Annotated in this window: 20 protein-coding genes; 16 read left to right on the forward strand and 4 right to left on the reverse strand. The window is 51.7% G+C overall.

Going from position 1 to position 18523, the window contains the following annotated elements; genetic code table 11:
• Positions 1 to 85: 85 nt before the first annotated feature.
• Entirely contained in the window at positions 86 to 454 is a 369-nt protein-coding gene (locus ACYVBJ_RS04485) for an XRE family transcriptional regulator (RefSeq protein WP_460981090.1), read from the reverse strand.
• Positions 455 to 693: 239 nt separating this feature from the next.
• Here ACYVBJ_RS04485 and ACYVBJ_RS04490 point away from each other — a divergent pair, with 239 nt between their 5' ends.
• From ACYVBJ_RS04490 to ACYVBJ_RS04510, 5 genes are all read left to right on the forward strand, one after another.
• Complete coding sequence (locus tag ACYVBJ_RS04490) at positions 694 to 1338, forward strand: hypothetical protein (RefSeq protein ID WP_460981091.1); 645 nt, start codon at positions 694 to 696, stop codon at positions 1336 to 1338.
• 108 nt (positions 1339 to 1446) lie between these two features.
• Entirely contained in the window at positions 1447 to 2223 is a 777-nt protein-coding gene (locus ACYVBJ_RS04495; protein WP_460981092.1) for a PD-(D/E)XK nuclease-like domain-containing protein, read from the forward strand.
• A 72-nt stretch (positions 2224 to 2295) separates the two neighbouring features.
• On the forward strand, positions 2296 to 2643 hold the full coding sequence (locus tag ACYVBJ_RS04500; RefSeq protein WP_460981093.1) for a hypothetical protein: 348 nt from the start codon (positions 2296 to 2298) through the stop codon (positions 2641 to 2643).
• A gap of 134 nt (positions 2644 to 2777) precedes the next feature.
• Complete coding sequence (locus ACYVBJ_RS04505) at positions 2778 to 3545, forward strand: pentapeptide repeat-containing protein (protein ID WP_460981094.1); 768 nt, start codon at positions 2778 to 2780, stop codon at positions 3543 to 3545.
• Positions 3546 to 3683: 138 nt separating this feature from the next.
• A complete protein-coding gene (locus ACYVBJ_RS04510) occupies positions 3684 to 4874 on the forward strand; it encodes a DUF748 domain-containing protein (protein ID WP_460981095.1) in 1191 nt (396 codons plus the stop codon).
• 104 nt (positions 4875 to 4978) lie between these two features.
• Here ACYVBJ_RS04510 and ACYVBJ_RS04515 read toward each other — a convergent pair whose 3' ends face one another.
• Complete coding sequence (locus ACYVBJ_RS04515; protein ID WP_460981096.1) at positions 4979 to 5329, reverse strand: hypothetical protein; 351 nt, start codon at positions 5327 to 5329, stop codon at positions 4979 to 4981.
• A gap of 77 nt (positions 5330 to 5406) precedes the next feature.
• On the reverse strand, positions 5407 to 5691 hold the full coding sequence (locus tag ACYVBJ_RS04520; protein WP_460981097.1) for a hypothetical protein: 285 nt from the start codon (positions 5689 to 5691) through the stop codon (positions 5407 to 5409).
• A 267-nt stretch (positions 5692 to 5958) separates the two neighbouring features.
• Between ACYVBJ_RS04520 and ACYVBJ_RS04525 the strand changes: the two genes are divergently transcribed.
• The 11 genes from ACYVBJ_RS04525 (at position 5959) to ACYVBJ_RS04575 (ending at position 17752) form a co-directional block, all read left to right on the forward strand.
• Complete coding sequence (locus ACYVBJ_RS04525) at positions 5959 to 6555, forward strand: RNA polymerase sigma factor (RefSeq protein WP_460981098.1); 597 nt, start codon at positions 5959 to 5961, stop codon at positions 6553 to 6555.
• A 54-nt stretch (positions 6556 to 6609) separates the two neighbouring features.
• Positions 6610 to 7023: a hypothetical protein gene (locus ACYVBJ_RS04530; RefSeq protein ID WP_460981099.1), complete on the forward strand. Its 414-nt coding sequence runs from the start codon at positions 6610 to 6612 to the stop codon at positions 7021 to 7023.
• A gap of 11 nt (positions 7024 to 7034) precedes the next feature.
• Positions 7035 to 7382 carry a cupin domain-containing protein gene (locus tag ACYVBJ_RS04535; RefSeq protein ID WP_460981100.1) on the forward strand — a complete coding sequence of 116 codons (348 nt, stop codon included), beginning with the start codon at positions 7035 to 7037 and terminating at the stop codon, positions 7380 to 7382.
• Between the two features lie 142 nt (positions 7383 to 7524).
• Positions 7525 to 8283 (forward strand): helix-turn-helix domain-containing protein, encoded by a 759-nt coding sequence (locus tag ACYVBJ_RS04540; protein ID WP_460981101.1) that lies wholly within the window; start codon positions 7525 to 7527, stop codon positions 8281 to 8283.
• Positions 8284 to 8319: 36 nt separating this feature from the next.
• Positions 8320 to 9483, forward strand: a complete 1164-nt coding sequence (locus tag ACYVBJ_RS04545) for an FAD-dependent oxidoreductase (protein ID WP_460981102.1) — start codon at positions 8320 to 8322, stop codon at positions 9481 to 9483.
• A gap of 188 nt (positions 9484 to 9671) precedes the next feature.
• Positions 9672 to 11396 (forward strand): M14 family metallopeptidase, encoded by a 1725-nt coding sequence (locus ACYVBJ_RS04550; RefSeq protein ID WP_460981103.1) that lies wholly within the window; start codon positions 9672 to 9674, stop codon positions 11394 to 11396.
• A 201-nt stretch (positions 11397 to 11597) separates the two neighbouring features.
• The gene (locus ACYVBJ_RS04555; protein WP_460981104.1) at positions 11598 to 12302 is read left to right on the forward strand and encodes a porin family protein; all 705 of its coding nucleotides are present in this window, start codon (positions 11598 to 11600) and stop codon (positions 12300 to 12302) included.
• Between the two features lie 110 nt (positions 12303 to 12412).
• On the forward strand, positions 12413 to 13576 hold the full coding sequence (locus ACYVBJ_RS04560) for a trans-sulfuration enzyme family protein (protein WP_460981105.1): 1164 nt from the start codon (positions 12413 to 12415) through the stop codon (positions 13574 to 13576).
• A gap of 136 nt (positions 13577 to 13712) precedes the next feature.
• Positions 13713 to 16718, forward strand: a complete 3006-nt coding sequence (locus tag ACYVBJ_RS04565; RefSeq protein WP_460981106.1) for a glycoside hydrolase family 3 N-terminal domain-containing protein — start codon at positions 13713 to 13715, stop codon at positions 16716 to 16718.
• On the forward strand, positions 16715 to 17170 hold the full coding sequence (locus ACYVBJ_RS04570) for a DinB family protein (RefSeq protein WP_460981107.1): 456 nt from the start codon (positions 16715 to 16717) through the stop codon (positions 17168 to 17170). The genes ACYVBJ_RS04565 and ACYVBJ_RS04570 overlap by 4 nt, the downstream gene beginning before the upstream one ends.
• A 54-nt stretch (positions 17171 to 17224) precedes the next feature.
• Positions 17225 to 17752 carry a hypothetical protein gene (locus ACYVBJ_RS04575; protein WP_460981108.1) on the forward strand — a complete coding sequence of 176 codons (528 nt, stop codon included), beginning with the start codon at positions 17225 to 17227 and terminating at the stop codon, positions 17750 to 17752.
• A gap of 1 nt (position 17753) precedes the next feature.
• Here ACYVBJ_RS04575 and ACYVBJ_RS04580 read toward each other — a convergent pair whose 3' ends face one another.
• On the reverse strand, positions 17754 to 18521 hold the full coding sequence (locus tag ACYVBJ_RS04580; protein ID WP_460981109.1) for a cyclase family protein: 768 nt from the start codon (positions 18519 to 18521) through the stop codon (positions 17754 to 17756).
• Positions 18522 to 18523 lie beyond the last annotated feature (2 nt).

Below are 18523 nucleotides of genomic sequence, written 5' to 3' on the forward strand. Positions count from 1 at the left end.
AGTATAACCCAGAAACGACCGAGTTGTTCAGAAAGAACCGCCTGGATGTGCGGCCTTAACTGGCTAGCTGCTACGTGCTTTGAGATCAGCGCGTTTCTTTGAGCGCGGTTAACTCAGCCAGCAACTGGTCGTTGGTTTGCTGGAGTAAGGCTATCCGTTCGTTCAGTTGAAAAAGCAGGAACTCTACGTTACGTAGCCGCTCCTCGGTGGTAATGGCGGCCGAGGGCGAGTCGAGTTGTTTAAACATCAGCCCTTCTCCCCGCAGCAGCCAGTCGGCATTGACCTGCGGGTAGGCAACCAGAATTTTTTCGAGGGTATCGTACCGGGGCTTCAGGCGACCGTGCAGAATATGATACACTTTTTCACCCCGCCGTTCGCCTAATTGCCGGGCAAACTCCAGAACGCTCACATTAAGCGCATCAATTAATTGCTGAAGGCGGGATTCAATCGTCATAATCGTTGTAGCGGAACTGGCGACCAAGGGGGCAGCGCGAAAACCCTTAGGCCGTCCAGCACCGTTTAGACTACGTCATTTTTACATAAAACTACGTAAAATTCAAGAGGGATTATTCCTAAATGGGTTTGCTTTTTACGCAAAACTGTGTAATTTTAAGGCAGTAAACACTACCGTTTTAAAAGGCAAAAGGGACCGCAATATGGGCCCCCTGCTTGAACAGTAAACAACAAATACTAATGAACACACAAAACAAAAGCCAACTTTCGACAATTCAAAATGGTGAGGCCCTGAAACCTTATCAAAAGATTCACGAATTAACGGGTGAGGTGGTTAACAAATACAAATATCTGGAGGGTCACCCACGCCAGTACCGATTCGACGCCAAGGAAGGTGTGTTCAATATCAATGGTTCCGAGAAGTTAGGACGTACCCTGACCTTTCAGCCAATTGCCTGGCGAATCTTTACCGACAACATTCTGAACATGGGCACCAAGAACTGGGCGGAGCTTTTCTTTATCGATGAGAAAAACTGCGTATCGGCGGTGCTGTTCCATGGCTATTCGGTAGATAACATATTCCGGCTTATTGAACCGCTGTATTACGACGACCTCACGCTGGCCGACGTAGTAATCACGGCCGTAGCTGAAAAGAAAGAAAACACCAAGATCCAGCCCAAAGGCGTGTATTATATCGCTACGTTCTCCTACAAAATAGGCGACGTTGAACGCACGAAAGAACTGAAACAGTTTGCGCAGGAAGTTAAGGTGTTCCGGCAGGAAACACTCACCGACATTGCCAACATCAAAACGGCAATGAACTACTACAATCCCTTCGCCAATATCGCCGAAGAACCAGAACTGTTGCCAGCGGGTCAAATTTAATTGGAGGAGTAAAGGGAAAAAGGGGACGAATGGGAGGAAGGAAATTGAAAAGCTCCTTTATCCTCTCGTCCCTTTCCCCCCTTACTCCCTTTTCTTTCCTTCTCTCGTATGATTTCTCAACGCATCAATACACCTCAGCCGTTGGTGGGTACCAGCGACGATTACCGGGCGCTGCCCCGCGTATCGAATTCGGACCTGACCCGGCTTAAGGAAGAGCATCTGGGCTATTGGTCAGTTCCTTCGGCGCGGTTTATTCCCGAGAAAGCCAAGGTGTTTGGCCGGGCGTTTCACCAGCATCTGCTGGAGCCCGAAACGGTCGGAACGGTGTTGCAGCAGTTGTTGCCCGATTTAAATCCCGACAATCAGTTGCTGGCTCCCAGGCAAGCCGAGCAGTTAAGCACCCTGATGCGTACGATTCGGCAGGATGGCTTCTGTCGTCGGTATTTGCGGATGTCGGAGCGGGAGCGGGTGGTGCTGTTTACGGACCCCGCCACGGGCGTAGCCTGCAAATCGCGGCTGGATATGGTATACACGAGTCCCAAGCGTCGGAACGCCCTGATCATCGACGTCAAAACGACCTCAGCCCGCACGCAGGCGCAGTTTCTGGAGTCGTGCTATACGTATGACTACGATCGGCAGGCTGCTTTTTACCTGGACAGCCTTCGCTACGCTGAGGCAGCGGACTGGGCTATGACCCGGCAGTTTCGGTTTGTGTTCATTGGTGTAATGAAGCAACGGCCGCATCGTCTTTTTGCGGTCGACGCTACGTCGATTCCAGACTTTATCGACTACGGCCGTAAGAAATACCGGTTCTGGCTTCGGAAATGGCGTGAAGAACAGGAATTCGCTCAGCCTTCCGTTTCATCCTGGAGCCTGAGCGCCTAACAGCAGATTCGTACTGAATGGCTCTTACTGATGAGCCCAAGACGAACTGACAACTCAAAACTCTGAATCGTTATGAATGCGTCAATAATCACACTTACGCCTACCGAACTCCACTTCGACTGGGGTACCGACGGGCTGGTGCTATGGATTGAAGAGCTGGACGGAACGGGCAGTCTGGTATATCAGCTGAATGAAGTGCTCAACCGCATCGCCTTCGCCATTGAACTGCAAACCGGCTGGGATCACCGCACCGATGGTACTACGTTGCATCCGTTATACGGCTATCGGCTGTTGTTGCGCGATGCGTCGGGCCGGTGGAATGCCATTAAGACAACCGAAACGGGCCAGTTCACCAGTCTGATCCCTCTGGAAGAAATGGATTACGAAATTGCGTATGACAAAGTCATGTGGCTGGATTAGCACAACGGATAGAAACACACTTCGCTGACAAAACCGCCGAACTCGTTTCAAGAGTTCGGCGGTTTTGTTTTACCCTCTACGCAACCTTTGTTTGGCAGCCTGCATCTTTACGCCAAACAACACAGCAACATTCTATGAAAACCCTTCTTACTACCCTTCTGATAGCCTTTACAGCACTGGCACCATCACTAGCGCAAAAGACAGTTACGGCTCGTGAGATCATCGACAAGATCAACCGTAAAGAACCAGTTTCGTATCAGGACGTAACCATAACTGGCGACCTTGATCTGACTAATCTGGCTAATCGCCGGGAGGTACGCGAAGGCGGCTGGGGTGATTCCCAACAATACCTCAGCACGGTAGAGGTTCCGCTTACGTTCCGTAACTGCACGTTCAGTGGTAAGTTTCTGGCGTATATCTCGGAAGATTTTAAGTTAAGCAAAGGCGGCAATAAAGTTTACAACGCCAATTTCGACGAAGCCGTAACGATTGAGAACTGCCAGTTCGAAGACAACGCGGCCTTTAAGTACTCAACGTTTGCCCAGCGGGCCATGTTTGCGGGTAATACGTTCCGCGAAGAAGCCCTCTTCAAATACACCAAGTTTAAGGATGCGGCTAATTTCAGCGGGTCGTCGTTTCGGGGCTACGCTGATTTCAAGTACACGCATTTCAACGAAGAATCGACCTTTCAGAAAGCCCGTTTTGAACGATCAGCCGACTTTAAATACACCAAATTCGAGGAAGGCGTCAATTTCAGCCAGGCCCGGTTTTCTGGTAACGCCGATTTCAAATACACCCACTTCCCACGCGGAACCAACTTCGACGAGGTCACATTCAGCGGCTCCAGCGATTTCAAATACACGACGTTGAACGGCCGCAAGTTTGCGCCGGGCAGCCGATAAACTAGTCTGACAATGCCGTGGATGAAGTAGCAAACGAATTCACTTCCCCCACGGCATTGCTACACATGTTCGGCCCATATCCAACCCCCACCCCTCTTTTTGCGTTTATCAGAACGTTACACCAAATCACTCAACGTTTTGAAACGCACAACCAAAATTCTCGTAGTACTTGTTGTCCTGCTCGTAGTCGCGCGGCTCCTGCTGCCGTACTTCGTCTTGAAGTACGTCAATAAAACGCTGGCCGACATGGGCGAATACACAGGTCACGTTGAAGACATCGACATTCAACTGATTCGGGGAGCTTACCAGATTGATGAACTGCGCATCCGTAAGGTCAATGGCAAAATCAAAGAGCCATTCCTGTACATGCCCAAAACGGATTTGTCGGTCGAGTGGAAATCACTCTTTAAGGGTAAGCTGGTGAGTGAGGTTGAAGCCTACGAGCCAGAGCTTAATTTCGCTTTCAGCAACGACGAAGCCAGCAGCCAGACCGGGGCCGAAGTCGACTGGACGGCTTATCTGAAAAAGCTGCTCCCCATCAGCATCAACCGCTTCGCCGTCATTAATGGTAAAATCGATCTCACCAGTCTGGTTACGAGTCCGCGTGCCGACCTTTCGCTGCAAAACTTCAACGCCGAACTACGTAACATCCGAAACGTGGATGACGCGAACAAGAAACTCCCCTCGCCGGTCATCGCCACCGCCGATGCGCCGGGTTATGGCGGTAAGCTGGACTTCTCGGCGAACATGAATCTGCTAAAGGTCATGCCTGACTTCGATTACAACATGAAGTTCACCGACGTTCAACTCGTAAAAATCAACAACCTTGCCCGTGAATACGCCAACGTTGACTTCGAGCGCGGCACTGTGAGTGTCTTCAGCGAAATGGCCATGTACGATAGTCGTTTCAACGGCTACATCAAGCCGCTGACCAAGGACATGAAGATTTTCAAGCTGAATGAGCACGAAGGCCGCTCGGTTGGCAAATTCTTCACCGAACTGTTGGCCCAGGCGGGGTCCAGTATACTGACTAACCCCCGCAAGGATCAGGTAGCCACCCGCGTACCGATATCAGGCACGGTTGAGAACGTAGAAACGGCAGTATGGCCGACGGTCTTCGGTTTGTTACGTAACGCTTATATCGAAGCCTTCAAGGGCGAAATTGACAACAACATTACGTTTCAGGATGCGCTGAAAACCGTTAAAGACGACTTTAAGGCAGCGCGTGCCGAGCGAAAGGCGGAACGGAAAGAAAAGCGCGAAGAACGAAAGGCGGACCGAAAAGCAAAGCGCGAGGAACGAAAAGCCGAACGCCAGAAAAAAAATTAATATGAACAGAGGCAGGCTAGGCAGAAAGCCCACCTCTGTTGTACCCCCAACCTCCCCTACCAGGGGAGGTTGGGGGTATTTGAATATGCCTTGAAAGATGTGAGCTACGACGATTTACGCCGGTCCATGGTATCTTTCCGGGCACCCGATTCCGTACGGCGGGGGGTGTATTCCCGCTTCGTGCCCCGGTCGCTCCGTGCTTTTTCGAGGTTGTAATTCGGGTTACTCGTGTTGTCGTTTTTCAGCTTCGTCTTTAACGAATGTTCCGGCAGCGGACGAGACGGTTCAGTGCCCGAAGCTGGTGTTTTTGACGTTGATGCCGACTTTGCAGCTGATGCGCCTTTAGGGCCAGTGCTTGTCGTTGCGTTCGTTGCGTTCCCTTTCGCGTTCTGAGGGGTTGTCTGAGCCACTGCTACGGAAGTCGTCAGCAGGGCTGCCATCATTATTTTAATCATACCATTGTCGTTGTTCGTTGCTAAACAGGACTGGCAGGGGTCCTAATTTGTTTAAAGCTATGAGCATGTACAAACGGTTATCGGCGAACCGTATCAACCCGCGTGGCACCACCCCGCCGAAGCGAATCGGGCCGCAGTCGCTTTTGCTTGCGATCTTTGGGCAGCGTGGTGTCTAAACCAGATTCCATCCGCGAGCGCTGCTGCTGACTTTGTTTCTTCAGTTTTGGCCGGGGTGGATTGGCCGCCCGGCGATCCTGGGTAGAGGTAGACTGCTGCATCTCCGGCGATTGATTGCTCTGCGCGAAGGCAGCAGTAGCAAAACATACACTCATGACAGCAGCAAACAACAGGGGAAGTTTCATAACGTTGATTGTTTAGTATGACTACGTAACGCCTATCTAAGGGCTTAGGTTATAAGCCCTCAGCCTTATCGACTTAGTGAGATACCGCCGAGGGACCAAGGTTGATTGGCTCGAACGAAATGGCAGACGTCTCGGTACTTAAACTCAGTAAACTGCCTGCTGCCGGGCTAAGCCCGTTTCAGTATGTAGTTCCAGTTATTTTTATAAACAGACTGGTGTGGAATCAGGGCGATTTCTGCATCTTACTGGTAAGCAGTCAGACAGCGTATGTTCCTGAAACGGTTCCGCAAGCACAAACCCTCTACCGACGCCGAGTACGTCGCGGCCTACCGGGCCACGGGCGATCTGGCGGTATTGGGTGAGCTGTATGAGCGGCACATGGAACTGGTCTACGCCGTTTGCTATAATTATCTGCGCGACGAAGAGGAGGCCAAAGATGCGGTGATGCATCTGTTCGAACAGTTGATCGCCGATTTGCGCCGACACGATGTGCAGCAGTTTCAGGCCTGGCTTCACAGTGTAGCCCGAAACTACTGCCTGATGCAGCTGCGGAGCCGAAAAACGCACGTAATGGCCAGCCTTGACGATCGAGATGCCGGTCTGCTCGATCGGCCAGCGAACGATGAGCGAGCCTCGTCGGTGAACATACCCCTCGACGAGGAGCCGGACCTGGAAGAAGACCTGAGCCGAATGGAGGCCTGCTTGCAAACGTTGCCGATTGAGCAGCGAACCTGCCTCACCCTGTTTTACCTGGATCGTAAAACCTACACCGAGGTAGCTACCCTAACCGGTTACGATTTAAAACAGGTGAAGAGTTATTTGCAAAATGGCCGCCGAATGTTGAAAATTTGTATGAGTAAATAACGCTGGTTTTGACTGGCGGTATGTGATTTCCTCGGCCTGTTGTGCCGCAGTACTATGAACGAACAATTGACTTTCGATGACCTGAAGGCTTATCAGGATGGACGGCTAAGCGGCCCGGCACGGTATCGTGTGGAGCGCTTACTGCTCGAAGATCCGTTTTACGCCGATGCGCTGGCCGGTCTGGAAGCCATGCAGCAAACCGCCACGCCGACGGCCGAACAACTGGCCAGTCTACGTGACGCCCTGCACAACCGAATTCACGAGTCGGCTACAAAAAAACGGCTCTGGCCACTCTGGATTGCGACAACCACCGCAGCCATTCTGTTTATGCTGGCAATGGCTATTTACTTTATCTTTTTTGCGCCGAAGCGTCCCATCAAGACCCCAAAACCGCACACCAGTCTGGTAGCACCTGCCCGGCACGTTAGTAATTTGACAATTGGCGGTTCTTTTATCAAGGCTAGCTAGTAGCTTATTAGATGGAGAAGGTTAGTGAACAAACAGCTGAACAGTACACATGGGGTAACCACTGTGACGGATGGCATTTAGTAAAAACCGATACACTTAGCGTTATTCAGGAACGCATGCCGCCCAATACAAGCGAGGCATTACATGTTCATCACAAAGCTCAACAGTTCTTTTATGTGCTAGACGGGGTTGCCACGTTTGACGTGGAGGGAGAGATCATTCACGTAAAGGCCAACGAAGGTGTGCACATCAAACCAAATCAACGGCACAAAATCTCGAATCACGGAGCAGACAATTTGCATTTTCTCGTTATTTCGGAACCCAAGTCCCACGGCGATAGAACGACAATTACTGAATAGCCAGCGAAAATCTCTTTCGTTTCCCAAAGCGTACAATAAGCAAGGCGTTTTTACCGACTCGTCAAGATATGGCTACAGGCAGAGCTAGTGAGTATCTGTGCACAAACCCAGCGCGGGTTATACGTAGTCAACCTGTTCTACTATGACAGCCCGCAACATCGACTATCGAATCAGCAAGCCTGCGCCACAGTTAGCCGATTTTGTCGAAAGCCTTTGGATGCTTGCCAATCATTCTGCCGACGAACAGGCTGTGGTTGTGCTCCCCGACGGCCGAATCGATATCTTCTTTTCGGTTTCTGCCGTTGAACCCTATCACGTAGTACTTCTGGGCTTAGGCAGCGAAGCTTCACCCGGTACGCTGGCTCCTGACTCGGTCATTTTTGCGGTCAGCTTCAAGCCGCTCGGCGTTGAGTACATCCTTCAAACAAAGATATCCTCACTGATCAACGAAGTTCAATCGCTGCCAGCCGATTTCTGGGGCCTAACCGACGACGACCTCACCGACTTCGATCAGTTTTGTGATAAAGTATCCGAGAAAATGAAAGGGCTGCTTGATGCCGACGTCGATGAACGAAAGCGAAAGTTATTCAACCTGATGTATGCAGCCAACGGGGCAGTCACCATCAAAGAGCTTTCCGATTCCATTCAGTGGAGCAGCCGCCAGCTCAATCGATATTTTAATCAGTGGTTTGGCCTGTCCGTAAAGGCGTATTGCAACATTCTGCGCTACCGGGCCTCGTTCGGTCAGATCAAAGAAGGCAAACTCTTTCCTGAACAAAACTTCACGGATCAGGCGCACTTCATTAAAGAAGTTAAGCGCTATTCCGGCGTTACGCCCAAAGAACTGGCCAGGAACGCCAACGACCGATTTATACAATTTTCTACCCTACCCCAAAAATAGCTTTGTGCCGTCAACTACTTATCAGTTAAAACGGCAATGCTACTAACTAATAAACACATCGCGATTGTAGGCGGAGGTCCGGGTGGCCTCACACTGGCCAGACTGTTACAACTGAACGGCGCTAACGTAACGGTCTTTGAACGAGATACAACCAGAGCCGCTCGTGTGCAGGGCGCTACCCTTGATTTGCACGAAGAATCTGGCCTGGAAGCCCTGCGTAAAGCCGGATTGATCGACGCCTTTTGGGTGAATTACCGTCCCGGAGCTGGCCAGTTACGTGTGCTGGACAAACAGGCAGGTATCCGATTTGATGACCACGAGCGGAACTCGTTCGAGGAAGGTCGTCCGGAGATTGACCGCGGACCATTGCGAAACATCTTACTGGACTCTTTACAACCCGATACTGTTGTCTGGAACAGTCAGTTTGTCTCGATGAGTCCGCTGGGTAATGGCTGGAAACTTAATTTCAAAAATGGTAGCTCAGCCAAAGCCGATATTGTGATTGCTGCCGATGGAGCAAACTCCAGAATTCGTCCGCTGATTACGTCTGTTACACCGTTTTACGCGGGCATTACTATCGTAGAAGGCGCGGTTTATCATTCAGAAACGGCTGCTCCGACCATTCATAAGCTCTTGAAAGGCGGAAAACTATTCGTGTTGGACGACAGCAAATCATTGATCGTGAGTTCCAAAGGCGACGGTAGTCTGGCTTTCTATACAGGCTGCAAAACTGACGAATCCTGGGCGGCTACATGCGGCCTTGATTTTACCGACAATGCGCAGGTATTGGCCTGGTTCCAAACCGAATTTGCGGGTTGGGCACCTGTCTGGACTGAGCTGTTCGAACAGGCAGAGCCGCATTTTGTTCCTCGTCCCCAGTACTGTATGCCGTCAGATCAATCCTGGGAAGCCTTACCGAACCTTACGATGCTGGGGGATGCGGCTCACCTGATGCCACCCTATGCCGGTGAGGGTGTTAACATGGCGATGCAGGATGCCCTGGAATTAAGCGAATGCCTGATTAGTACTGCATTTCCAGATGTCCAGTCGGCCATTGCTCACTACGAAAAATACATGCGGGCCAGAGCTGCCGAAATCGCACAAATGACATTGAATTCAACGGCCATGCTCCACTCCCCCGATTCTCTCAATAGCCTCCTTGGCCTGTTCAACGAGTTTGAAAGGCTGGGAAATAAATAGCTTGATAAGCTTTGTGTTGGTCGATAATATTGCCGACGCGAATCAGACGTTAAAGACGGTCGGCTAACCGTTGGGTCTCATTCGCGTCAGCTTTTCAACACCAGGCAACATCCTGAATATCCCATTGCATCATTAGGCAAACGATCTGGGCTATTTCGGATAATTTTGTATCTTATAAAGGCTTACTTATGAAAAAACAGCTTTACCTGCTGCTCACCATATTCTCAACCGCTGGTTTCGCCCAGACTAAAGCCAACTGGACTACGCCTTACGAACGAAGTCAGGGCCGCCAAACCGCTACGTACACTGAAATCATTGACTATTACCAACGGCTCGATCAACAGTTTGATCAGGCGAAACTGATTGAGGTGGGTAAAACGGATGTCGGAAAGCCGCTGCATGTATTCCTGCTTGCGTCCGATAAAGTATTTACCGCCCGACCCAACCGCGTTGCGCTGTTGATCAATAACGGCATTCACCCCGGCGAGCCGGAAGGTATCGATGCCTGCATGATGCTGGCACGCGACCTGCTGCTGACGAACAAACTACCCAAAAACGTCTTGCTGGCTATTGTACCTGTTTTCAACGTGGGCGGCAGTCTGAACCGGGGTGTGTCGCGGGTGAATCAGAATGGGCCTGATTTGTACGGTTTTCGCGGAAATGCCAGAAACCTGAATTTAAACCGTGATTTCATTAAGGCCGATGCCGAAAATACGCGTTCGTTTCAGGCGATGTATCAGCAGTTGAATCCGCAGGTGTTTATCGACAACCATACCAGCAACGGCGCTGACTATCAGCACGTGGTTACGTATTTTGCTACGCAGAAAGACAAGCTCCAACCCGTCGTATCGGGCTACATGACCCAGACCTTTCAGCCCGATTTGGATAAAGCGCTCACCGAAAAAGGGTTTCCGCCCGCGCCGTACGTGAACCACCCGAAAGAAACGCCTGAAAGTGGACTCCTCGGCTATAACGATTCGCCACGCTACACAACAGGGTACGCGGCTATGTTCAACTGCTTTGGTTTTACGCTCGAAACGCACATGTGGAAAAACTATCCAGCACGGGTAAAGGGCAGTTATGCGTTTGACGAGGCTGTACTGCGCCTGTGCGAACGTGACGCCAAAACGATTCTAGCTAACAAACAACGCGCGGATGCCGCTGTAAGCCAGCAGGCTACGTTCGCAACCAATTACAGACTCGACCGCAGCAAGGTAGACTCCGTTACGTTTCGTGGTTACGAAGCGGGGTACAAACCCAGTGAAGTGTCGGGCCTGAAGCGGCTGTATTACGACCGGACGAAACCTTTTACAAAGCGCATACCGTATCTGAACACCTTTGTGCCCGATCTTCAACTGACGAAACCCAATGCCTACGTCATTCCGCAGGCCTGGTCGGACGTGATTGCCCTGCTGAAACGTAACGGCGTTCGGATGCAGACGCTACCCAAGGATACGCTGATCAGCGTGTCGGCTTACTATCTGGACGACTACCGGACCAGCCAGCGGCCGTACGAAGGGCACTATCTGCACTCGGGCGTAAAGGTTCGGACGGAGTCGCAGCGAATCCAGTTTTATAAAGGCGATTACCTCATTGTTACGAACCAACCCGCGAACCGTTACCTGATCGAAACGCTGGAACCCCAGGCCGCCGACTCGTTTTTTACCTGGAATTTCTTCGACAGCATTCTCGACCAGAAAGAATATTTCTCGGATTACATTTTCGAAGACACGGCCGCTGAATTGCTCCGGAAAGACCCCGCCCTGCGCCAAAAGTTAGCCGACAAGCAAGCGGCCGACAAAGCTTTCGCCCAAAACGCCAATGTTCAGCTGGAATTCATCTACAAACAAACGCCCTACTTCGAAAAGACGTTTAATCGCTACCCGGTATATCGGCTGGAGAACAGTCGATAGCGGAGTTTGGAATGAGGCTAACGATGCCTAACAACCTGCGCTGAGCAATTGCCATACTCGTTTTCTGAACGGCAACTTTCGTTGCCAATGCTTCCAGCTAATACAAAAAATAAGCCCGGAATCTAAAAAGTAGCCCGGTTGCTTAAAACATTTGTGAAACCTCAGGCGTTAACGGGGCGTAACAATCTATTATTACATTCTATGTTTCGCTCAATTTCGCTACGTCCATTCATTGCAGCCTTTTTTGTTTTTTCTTTCTGTATATCAAGCGTTTTTGCGCAGCAACGTTTCAGTGCGGGGCCTCGTGTGGGCTTAAATTTATCCACATTACGTGGCGACGTAAACGGGTATAAACTAACGCCAGGTTTAGCGGCCGGCGCTTTCCTGATGTACAGTTCACTAAACCATTTTGGCATTTCAGCCGACGTACTGTATTCGCAGCGCGGGGGTAAGTTTGAAGGAGTTGATCCCGGTAACGTTCCAGTGGAGTTTAAGCAACACGTTAACTACCTGGAGATTCCAGTGGCGCTCCGGTACTTTCTGACCTTAAACGGCCGGTTCAGACCAAACCTGTTTCTGGGGCCATCCCTGGCGATTCCCCTGAGCGCTAAAGTGACGAAACAAAAAATCAACGGATTCTCGCAGCCTGATATTGACAATTCCAGCGCCTTCAAGAACTTAGATCTGGGTCTACTGGCTGGCTTTCAGTTAAACTGGCCCGGCTTCGGCGAACGCCAGCGGTTTTTGATTGATGCCCGCTACACTTTTGGACTAGCGGATATTACGAGCCAGCCTATTTACCGGGGAGGTGTGGGCCAGCAAAATATCTATAACTCAACCATTACGCTTACGCTGGGCTATGGCTTTGGCGTTGGTCCGGAATACCGCAGCCGCTACAAGCGCTAAAAGTCTGCGCATTGATCAACTTTAGCTGTCCCCAGTATCCCTTCCAAATGGTACTGGGGACAGCTTTTTTGCTTAAACTTGGGCTTCCTTACCTAGAACGCTTCACGCTTTTGGATCTTTCCTATATTCTTAATGAGCTTGGCGAAGAGCGCGAGCGCTACTTCAACGCCATTGCTCCGCCCGTTATTCAGGCCAGTAATTTCACGTTCGCCAACGTAGCGACCATGCGGGCCGATCTGGCCCACGAAGACGAACGCCATTTTTACACGCGCGGCAACAATCCAACGGTCGAGATCCTGCGCAAAAAGCTGGCAGCACTGGAAGGGGCCGAAGACGCCCTCGTGATGGCGAGTGGCAGCGCGGCAATTTCGGTTGCAGTATTAGCGAATGTAAGCCAGGGCGACCACATCGTCTCCGTCAGAAAACCCTACAGTTGGACTGAGAAGCTGATGGCTAACTACCTGCCCCGATTTGGGGTCACCACTACCTTTGTCGATGGTACGGACCTGGCTAATTTTGAGCAGGCTATCCAGCCAAACACGAAAATCATTTACCTCGAATCGCCCAGTTCGTGGCTGTTTGAGTTGCAGGACCTCGCAGCCGTAGCCCAACTGGCGAAGCAGCACGGTATTCTGACCATGATCGACAATAGCCACTGCACTCCGCTTTTTCAGCGACCTATTGAATTGGGCATCGATCTGGTGATGCACTCGGCTTCAAAATACATCGGCGGCCATTCGGACGTAATAGCGGGGGTGGTTTGTGGCACAAAAGCGATGATGAAGAAGATTTTCTTCGGCGAATACATGACGCTGGGTGGGATTATTTCCCCGCAAAATGCCTGGCTGCTGATTCGAGGCTTACGAACCCTGCCCCTGCGGGTGCAACGTAGCAACGACAGCGCGCACCAGATTGTCCGGTTTCTGGAAACGCACCCGGCCGTGAGTCGTGTCCACTTTCCGCTGGCCGATAGTCACCCGCAGGTTGAGCTGGCCCGTCGGCAGATGGCGGGCTGCGGGGGCCTTATTACGCTGGAACTGAATACCAATCGGTTAGAAGACGTCGATACATTTGCCGATTCGCTGACGCGCTTTATCCTGGGTGTTTCTTGGGGTGGTCATGAATCGCTGGTGTTTCCGGCCAGCGTTGGCTACGCTTCCGATACAGCTCCGGAAGACGACGGGTTCAAGCTGGTTCGGCTCTACATCGGCCTGGAGGACCCTGCCCTGCTCATCACCGATCTGGACCAGGCACTACGCCACGTAGCGCAGTAGGCAGGCGTTACGCTCCAGAACCGCATACTAAATAACAGGACCATACCGGGCAATTCTGGCAGACGGCTGTCAAGTTTAAGCCATGCCCTCGGCTACTTTTCGTATTTTTGACCTTTCACGACCCAATTTTTTGCTCATGGCCTTCTGCCGGTCTGTTCTTTCTGCTTTAGTCTGCCTTTGTTTATCTCTTTCGGCGTTTGCGCAAACCCAGGCGCCTTCATTTCTCAAACTCACAGAACGGCAGAACCGCTGGGCCGACTCGGTCTTCGCGACGCTGACGCCCGATGAGCGGATTGGCCAGCTGATTATGGTAGCGGGCTATTCGAACCGAAAACCCGCCTACGAAGACTCGCTCGTTACGCTCGTGCGCACCAATAAACTCGGTGGCGTGGTGATGTTTCAGGGTGGCCCCATGCGGCAGGCAAAGCTTACCAACCGGCTACAGGCGCTATCGGCCGTTCCGCTGCTGATTGCGATGGACGCGGAGTGGGGGTTGGCAATGCGGCTCGACAGTACCGTTCGGTACCCGTATCAAATGACCCTGGGTGCCATTCAGGGCAACGACAGTTTGATCTACCGGATGGGCGCTAACCTCGCCCGTCAGGCTCGCCGGCTGGGCGTGCACGTCAATTTTGCGCCGTCGGTCGACGTGAATAACAACCCCAATAACCCGGTCATCAACTTTCGTTCGTTTGGCGAAGACAAATACGCCGTTACGCGGAAAGCACTCGCCTACATGCGGGGGATGCAGGACAACCGGCTCCTGACCAGTATCAAGCATTTTCCCGGCCACGGCGATACCGGCACCGATTCGCATTACGATTTGCCGCTGATTATAAAAAGCCGGGCTGACCTCGACTCGCTCGAACTCTACCCATTTCGGCAACTGATAAATGCGGGCGCAGCGGGCGTGATGGTGGCTCATCTGAGCATTCCGGCTTTAGACACCACCCGCAACCGGCCTTCCACGCTCTCGCCCAACATTGTTACCAACCTGCTCAGAAATGAACTGGGTTTCCAGGGTCTCATTTTTTCGGACGCCATGAACATGAAAGGCGTAACGAAGTATTTTCCTTCGGGGCGGGCCGATGAACTTGGCCTGGAAGCCGGCATGGATGTGCTGGAATTTACTGAAGACGTTCCGGCGGCCATTTCACTGGTCAAACAGGCAATTACCGAAGGACGCATTACGCAGGCGTCCATTGATGCGCGCTGTCTGAAAGTGCTGCGGGCAAAAGCCTGGGTGGGTCTTGATCGGTATAAGCCAATCGTGCTGAACGATTTAGTGCGCGATCTGAATTCGGTGCAGGACGAACTGCTGAATCGCCGACTGACCGAGGCCAGCCTGACCGTTCTTAAAAACGATAAACATATTTTACCGCTGCAGCGACTCGATACGTTACGTATCGCATCGGTTGCCCTGGAGAGCGACAAGCAAACGGCTTTTCAGCAAATGGCGGGAAATTACACGCAGGTTAACCACTTCAACCTGACGTCCAAATCGCCCGACTCGACCATCGCCCAGGTGCGCGATTCACTGAGGAACTACAACCTGATTCTGGTGGATGTTCACCTGAACAACATCCGTCCCGCTGCGCGTTATGGGTTGCAGACCAAAACTGCCGGTTTACTCAGTGAACTGGTGGCGACTGGCAAAGCCATTGTTACGGTCTTCGGCAATGCGTACGCCCTCGATAAGCTGACCTTCCCGGCCGACACGGCGCAACCGGGACGTAACATCGAGGAGGCCAGAGCTATTGTGATGCCGTATCAGTTGACGAACAACACCGAGGAGTTATCGGCGCAGTTGATCTTTGGTGCAATTGGCGCATCGGGTAAGCTCCCCGTTACGGTCAATCAGCGGTTCCGGGTAGGCGACGGTTTACAGGTTCAATCCATTGGTCGGGTCAAGTATACCATCCCCGAAGAGGTGGGTATCGATGGGCAGTTCCTGGCTCGTCAGGTCGATTCGCTGGTGAACGTAGGTATCAGCCAGCGCGCGTTTCCGGGTTGTGTGGTGCAGATGGCCAAAGATGGTAAAATAATCTTCCAGAAGGCATACGGTACGCATACCTACGACGCATCACTCGGAGCCGAACCCGTACCGGTGCAACTTGACGACCTGTTCGATATGGCTTCGGTAACCAAAGTCAGTACGTCGACCCCGGCGCTGATGCGGCTGGTTGACGAGGGCAAGTTCAATCTGGACGGTAAAATGGCCGATTACCTGCCCGGCCTGAAAAAATCCAACAAAGCTAACCTGGTCTGGCGGGACGTTCTGACGCACCAGGCCCGGCTAAAAGCCTGGATACCGTTCTGGATGGATACGAAAAACCCCGATGGTACGTGGAAGCCCAAGACGTTTAAGAATGAACGGTCGAGCCGCTACCCTATTGAGGTTACGGATAGTTTGTATGAGTATAAGAGCTATCCAAAAACGATTTTTCAGCAGATCAGAGACTCCCCCCTGAACGAGAAAAAAGAATACGTGTATTCAGATCTGTCGTTCATTCTTTACCCGCAGGTTATCAAACGACTCACGGGCGAGGACTTTGAAGATTACCTGAAAACGACGTTTTACCGCCCACTGGGCGCAACAACGCTGAGGTATAACCCACGCCGTTTCTACAGTCTGAACCGGATTGTGCCGACAGAATACGATTCGCTGTTCCGCAAAACCCTGATCTGGGGGCGCGTTCACGACGAAGGAGCCGCCATGCTCAACGGTCTATCGGGCCATGCGGGCCTGTTTGGTACAGCCAACGATCTGATGAAGCTCATGGAAATGTACCGTCAGCAGGGAGCGTACGCGGGTCAGCGATTCATTTCGACTAAGACCATTGCGGAGTTCACCCGTTATCAATTCCCGGAACTGGGTAACCGGCGCGGGCTCGGCTTCGAGAAGCCGTCGTTTACCTTTACCGGTAATGCGCCCCGGTCGGCCACGAAGGCCAGCTTCGGTCATTCGGGCTTTACCGGTACGTTCGTGTGGATTGATCCGGACCCGGCGTATAACCTGTCGTACGTTTTTTTATCAAATCGGGTGTACCCTACGCGAAACAACAACCGGATTAGTACGTTGAATATACGGACGAATGTCGCCGAAGCATTCTATCAGGCGATTAAGCGGGGTATACAATGAAAAACTTTCTAATTCACCTGCTGAACTACGAACTATGGGCCAACCAGCGCATCATCGAAAGTCTTCAGACAATAGATAACCCGCCAGCAAGAGCGCTGGCGGTAATGGGTCACGTCTTATCGGCCCAGCAAGTTTGGTTCGGGCGGGTTGCTAAGGAACCTACGTACGTGGCCATTTGGGAAAATATACCCGTTAGCTGGATGGGCGAAACGGCGGAGCGGCAACACCGCCAGCTGGTCAGTTACGTAACGGCATTAGCGGAGCCGGAACTGCTTCGACCCGTCGAGTATGTTACCTCGGCCGGGGAGTCGTATCAAAGTACGATTATCGACATTCTTACGCACATGAGTCACCATGCGGCTTACCACCGGGGGCAGGTGGTGCAGCTCATTCGGCCCATGCTGACCGAAGCGCCGGTAACGGATTTCATCGTCTGGGCGCGGGAAAGTTAGTTTTAGGCGATTTGGCGAATGATAAACGGCTTTTAACGTCTCAACGTAATCAAAATGGACGCCTGGCTCTGCTTGTCCTTCTCAGTACTGATTTCTACGGCTATATATGCTCAATCGCCGGCTGTAGAACTGGGTAATCAATCGCCCAATTCAGCGAGTACGCCCATTAAAGTCCCTGTTTACATCACCCACCATTCGGACAGTTCAACGGCGGCTAAGATGAGGGACACCAGCTATCTCAACGCGTTAAGCGGTGAATACTCATTTAAAAACCTGAACAGACCGTCTCAATTCGTAAACATCAGCGATGACCCACATACATACCAAGCGTGGAGTGTACCCGCTGAAGGCGATGTAACGGTTCAGGTCAGAGAGAATAAAACGCTATGGCTCATCCTGCCGGGGAATGGTGAGTATGAACTGGTTCCAATTATTCCAATTCTATTCGAATTAAAAGGGCTTCCTAAGGCTAAAGTGCTCTATTTTACAGATCATAAGGATAGACCCTTTGCCTTTAGCCTTCAATTCGATAAGAAAGAATTGTTTACTGCGAATAAGAAGAGCTATAAGTATACCAAATAGCCTATTCGTCCAGAATAGCCACTACACGCGCCGGAGCCGCTGACGCGCCGACAATCTTGAGCGGGAACACGCATACTTTAAAGCCGAAGGGCGGTAACGCATCCAGGTTAACCAACTGTTCCATGTGGCAGTATTCCTGCTCGCGACCGACCAGATGCGCCTGCCAGAACAGGTCGCGATCCTGCCTTTGCTTCGCCTGCTGAATCATATACGGTAAGGGTAAGTCCCACCCCCACTGGTCGATACCCATGACTTTAATGCCCTGATCAATCAGCCAGCGAGTGGCTTCCGGGCTCATGCCGGTTCCTTTCTCGGCAAACTCTTTGGTACCGTTCAACGTATCGCGGCCTGTCCGAATCAATACGATCATGGTCGGGCGAAGCTGAGCCCCCGTCTTTTGTAAGGCTTCCTGCAAATCGGCAACAGTAATCGGGTCAAAATCGGCTTTATGGCTCACATCAATGACAACCCCATCGCCATAACACCAATCCAGCGGAATCTGATCGATTGTCTTGGCAGGCTGTCCCGCAACGGTTGGTGCATAATGCCAGGGCGCATCAAGGTGCGTTGTCGAATGGACACCCATTTTCTGGATGGTATCGTCGGCCCACCCCTGAAAGTCTTTTGGAAACAGCCGAAACGGCAATCCAAGAAAGCGAATGAGCCACCGGGCTTTGCTATGGCTCTTGTGTTTGATCTTTACCCGCATAAACCACGGGTCATCGGCATTGAAACGAATGGGTTTGGAAAGGTCAATGATCCGTGGCATCA

This window comes from Spirosoma fluminis, assembly GCF_054778895.1.

Coding starts and splice junctions, on each gene's coding strand:
- ACYVBJ_RS04485 (WP_460981090.1), bottom strand. CDS start 454: ATGACGATTGAATCCCGCCTTCAGCAATTAATTGATGCGCTTAATGTG.
- ACYVBJ_RS04495 (WP_460981092.1), top strand. CDS start 1,447: ATGATTTCTCAACGCATCAATACACCTCAGCCGTTGGTGGGTACCAGC.
- ACYVBJ_RS04520 (WP_460981097.1), bottom strand. CDS start 5,691: ATGAAACTTCCCCTGTTGTTTGCTGCTGTCATGAGTGTATGTTTTGCT.
- ACYVBJ_RS04530 (WP_460981099.1), top strand. CDS start 6,610: ATGAACGAACAATTGACTTTCGATGACCTGAAGGCTTATCAGGATGGA.
- ACYVBJ_RS04580 (WP_460981109.1), bottom strand. CDS start 18,521: ATGCCACGGATCATTGACCTTTCCAAACCCATTCGTTTCAATGCCGAT.
- ACYVBJ_RS04515 (WP_460981096.1), bottom strand. CDS start 5,329: ATGATTAAAATAATGATGGCAGCCCTGCTGACGACTTCCGTAGCAGTG.
- ACYVBJ_RS04500 (WP_460981093.1), top strand. CDS start 2,296: ATGAATGCGTCAATAATCACACTTACGCCTACCGAACTCCACTTCGAC.
- ACYVBJ_RS04570 (WP_460981107.1), top strand. CDS start 16,715: ATGAAAAACTTTCTAATTCACCTGCTGAACTACGAACTATGGGCCAAC.
- ACYVBJ_RS04545 (WP_460981102.1), top strand. CDS start 8,320: ATGCTACTAACTAATAAACACATCGCGATTGTAGGCGGAGGTCCGGGT.
- ACYVBJ_RS04505 (WP_460981094.1), top strand. CDS start 2,778: ATGAAAACCCTTCTTACTACCCTTCTGATAGCCTTTACAGCACTGGCA.
- ACYVBJ_RS04550 (WP_460981103.1), top strand. CDS start 9,672: ATGAAAAAACAGCTTTACCTGCTGCTCACCATATTCTCAACCGCTGGT.
- ACYVBJ_RS04540 (WP_460981101.1), top strand. CDS start 7,525: ATGACAGCCCGCAACATCGACTATCGAATCAGCAAGCCTGCGCCACAG.
- ACYVBJ_RS04490 (WP_460981091.1), top strand. CDS start 694: ATGAACACACAAAACAAAAGCCAACTTTCGACAATTCAAAATGGTGAG.
- ACYVBJ_RS04525 (WP_460981098.1), top strand. CDS start 5,959: ATGTTCCTGAAACGGTTCCGCAAGCACAAACCCTCTACCGACGCCGAG.
- ACYVBJ_RS04575 (WP_460981108.1), top strand. CDS start 17,225: ATGGACGCCTGGCTCTGCTTGTCCTTCTCAGTACTGATTTCTACGGCT.
- ACYVBJ_RS04565 (WP_460981106.1), top strand. CDS start 13,713: ATGGCCTTCTGCCGGTCTGTTCTTTCTGCTTTAGTCTGCCTTTGTTTA.
- ACYVBJ_RS04555 (WP_460981104.1), top strand. CDS start 11,598: ATGTTTCGCTCAATTTCGCTACGTCCATTCATTGCAGCCTTTTTTGTT.
- ACYVBJ_RS04535 (WP_460981100.1), top strand. CDS start 7,035: ATGGAGAAGGTTAGTGAACAAACAGCTGAACAGTACACATGGGGTAAC.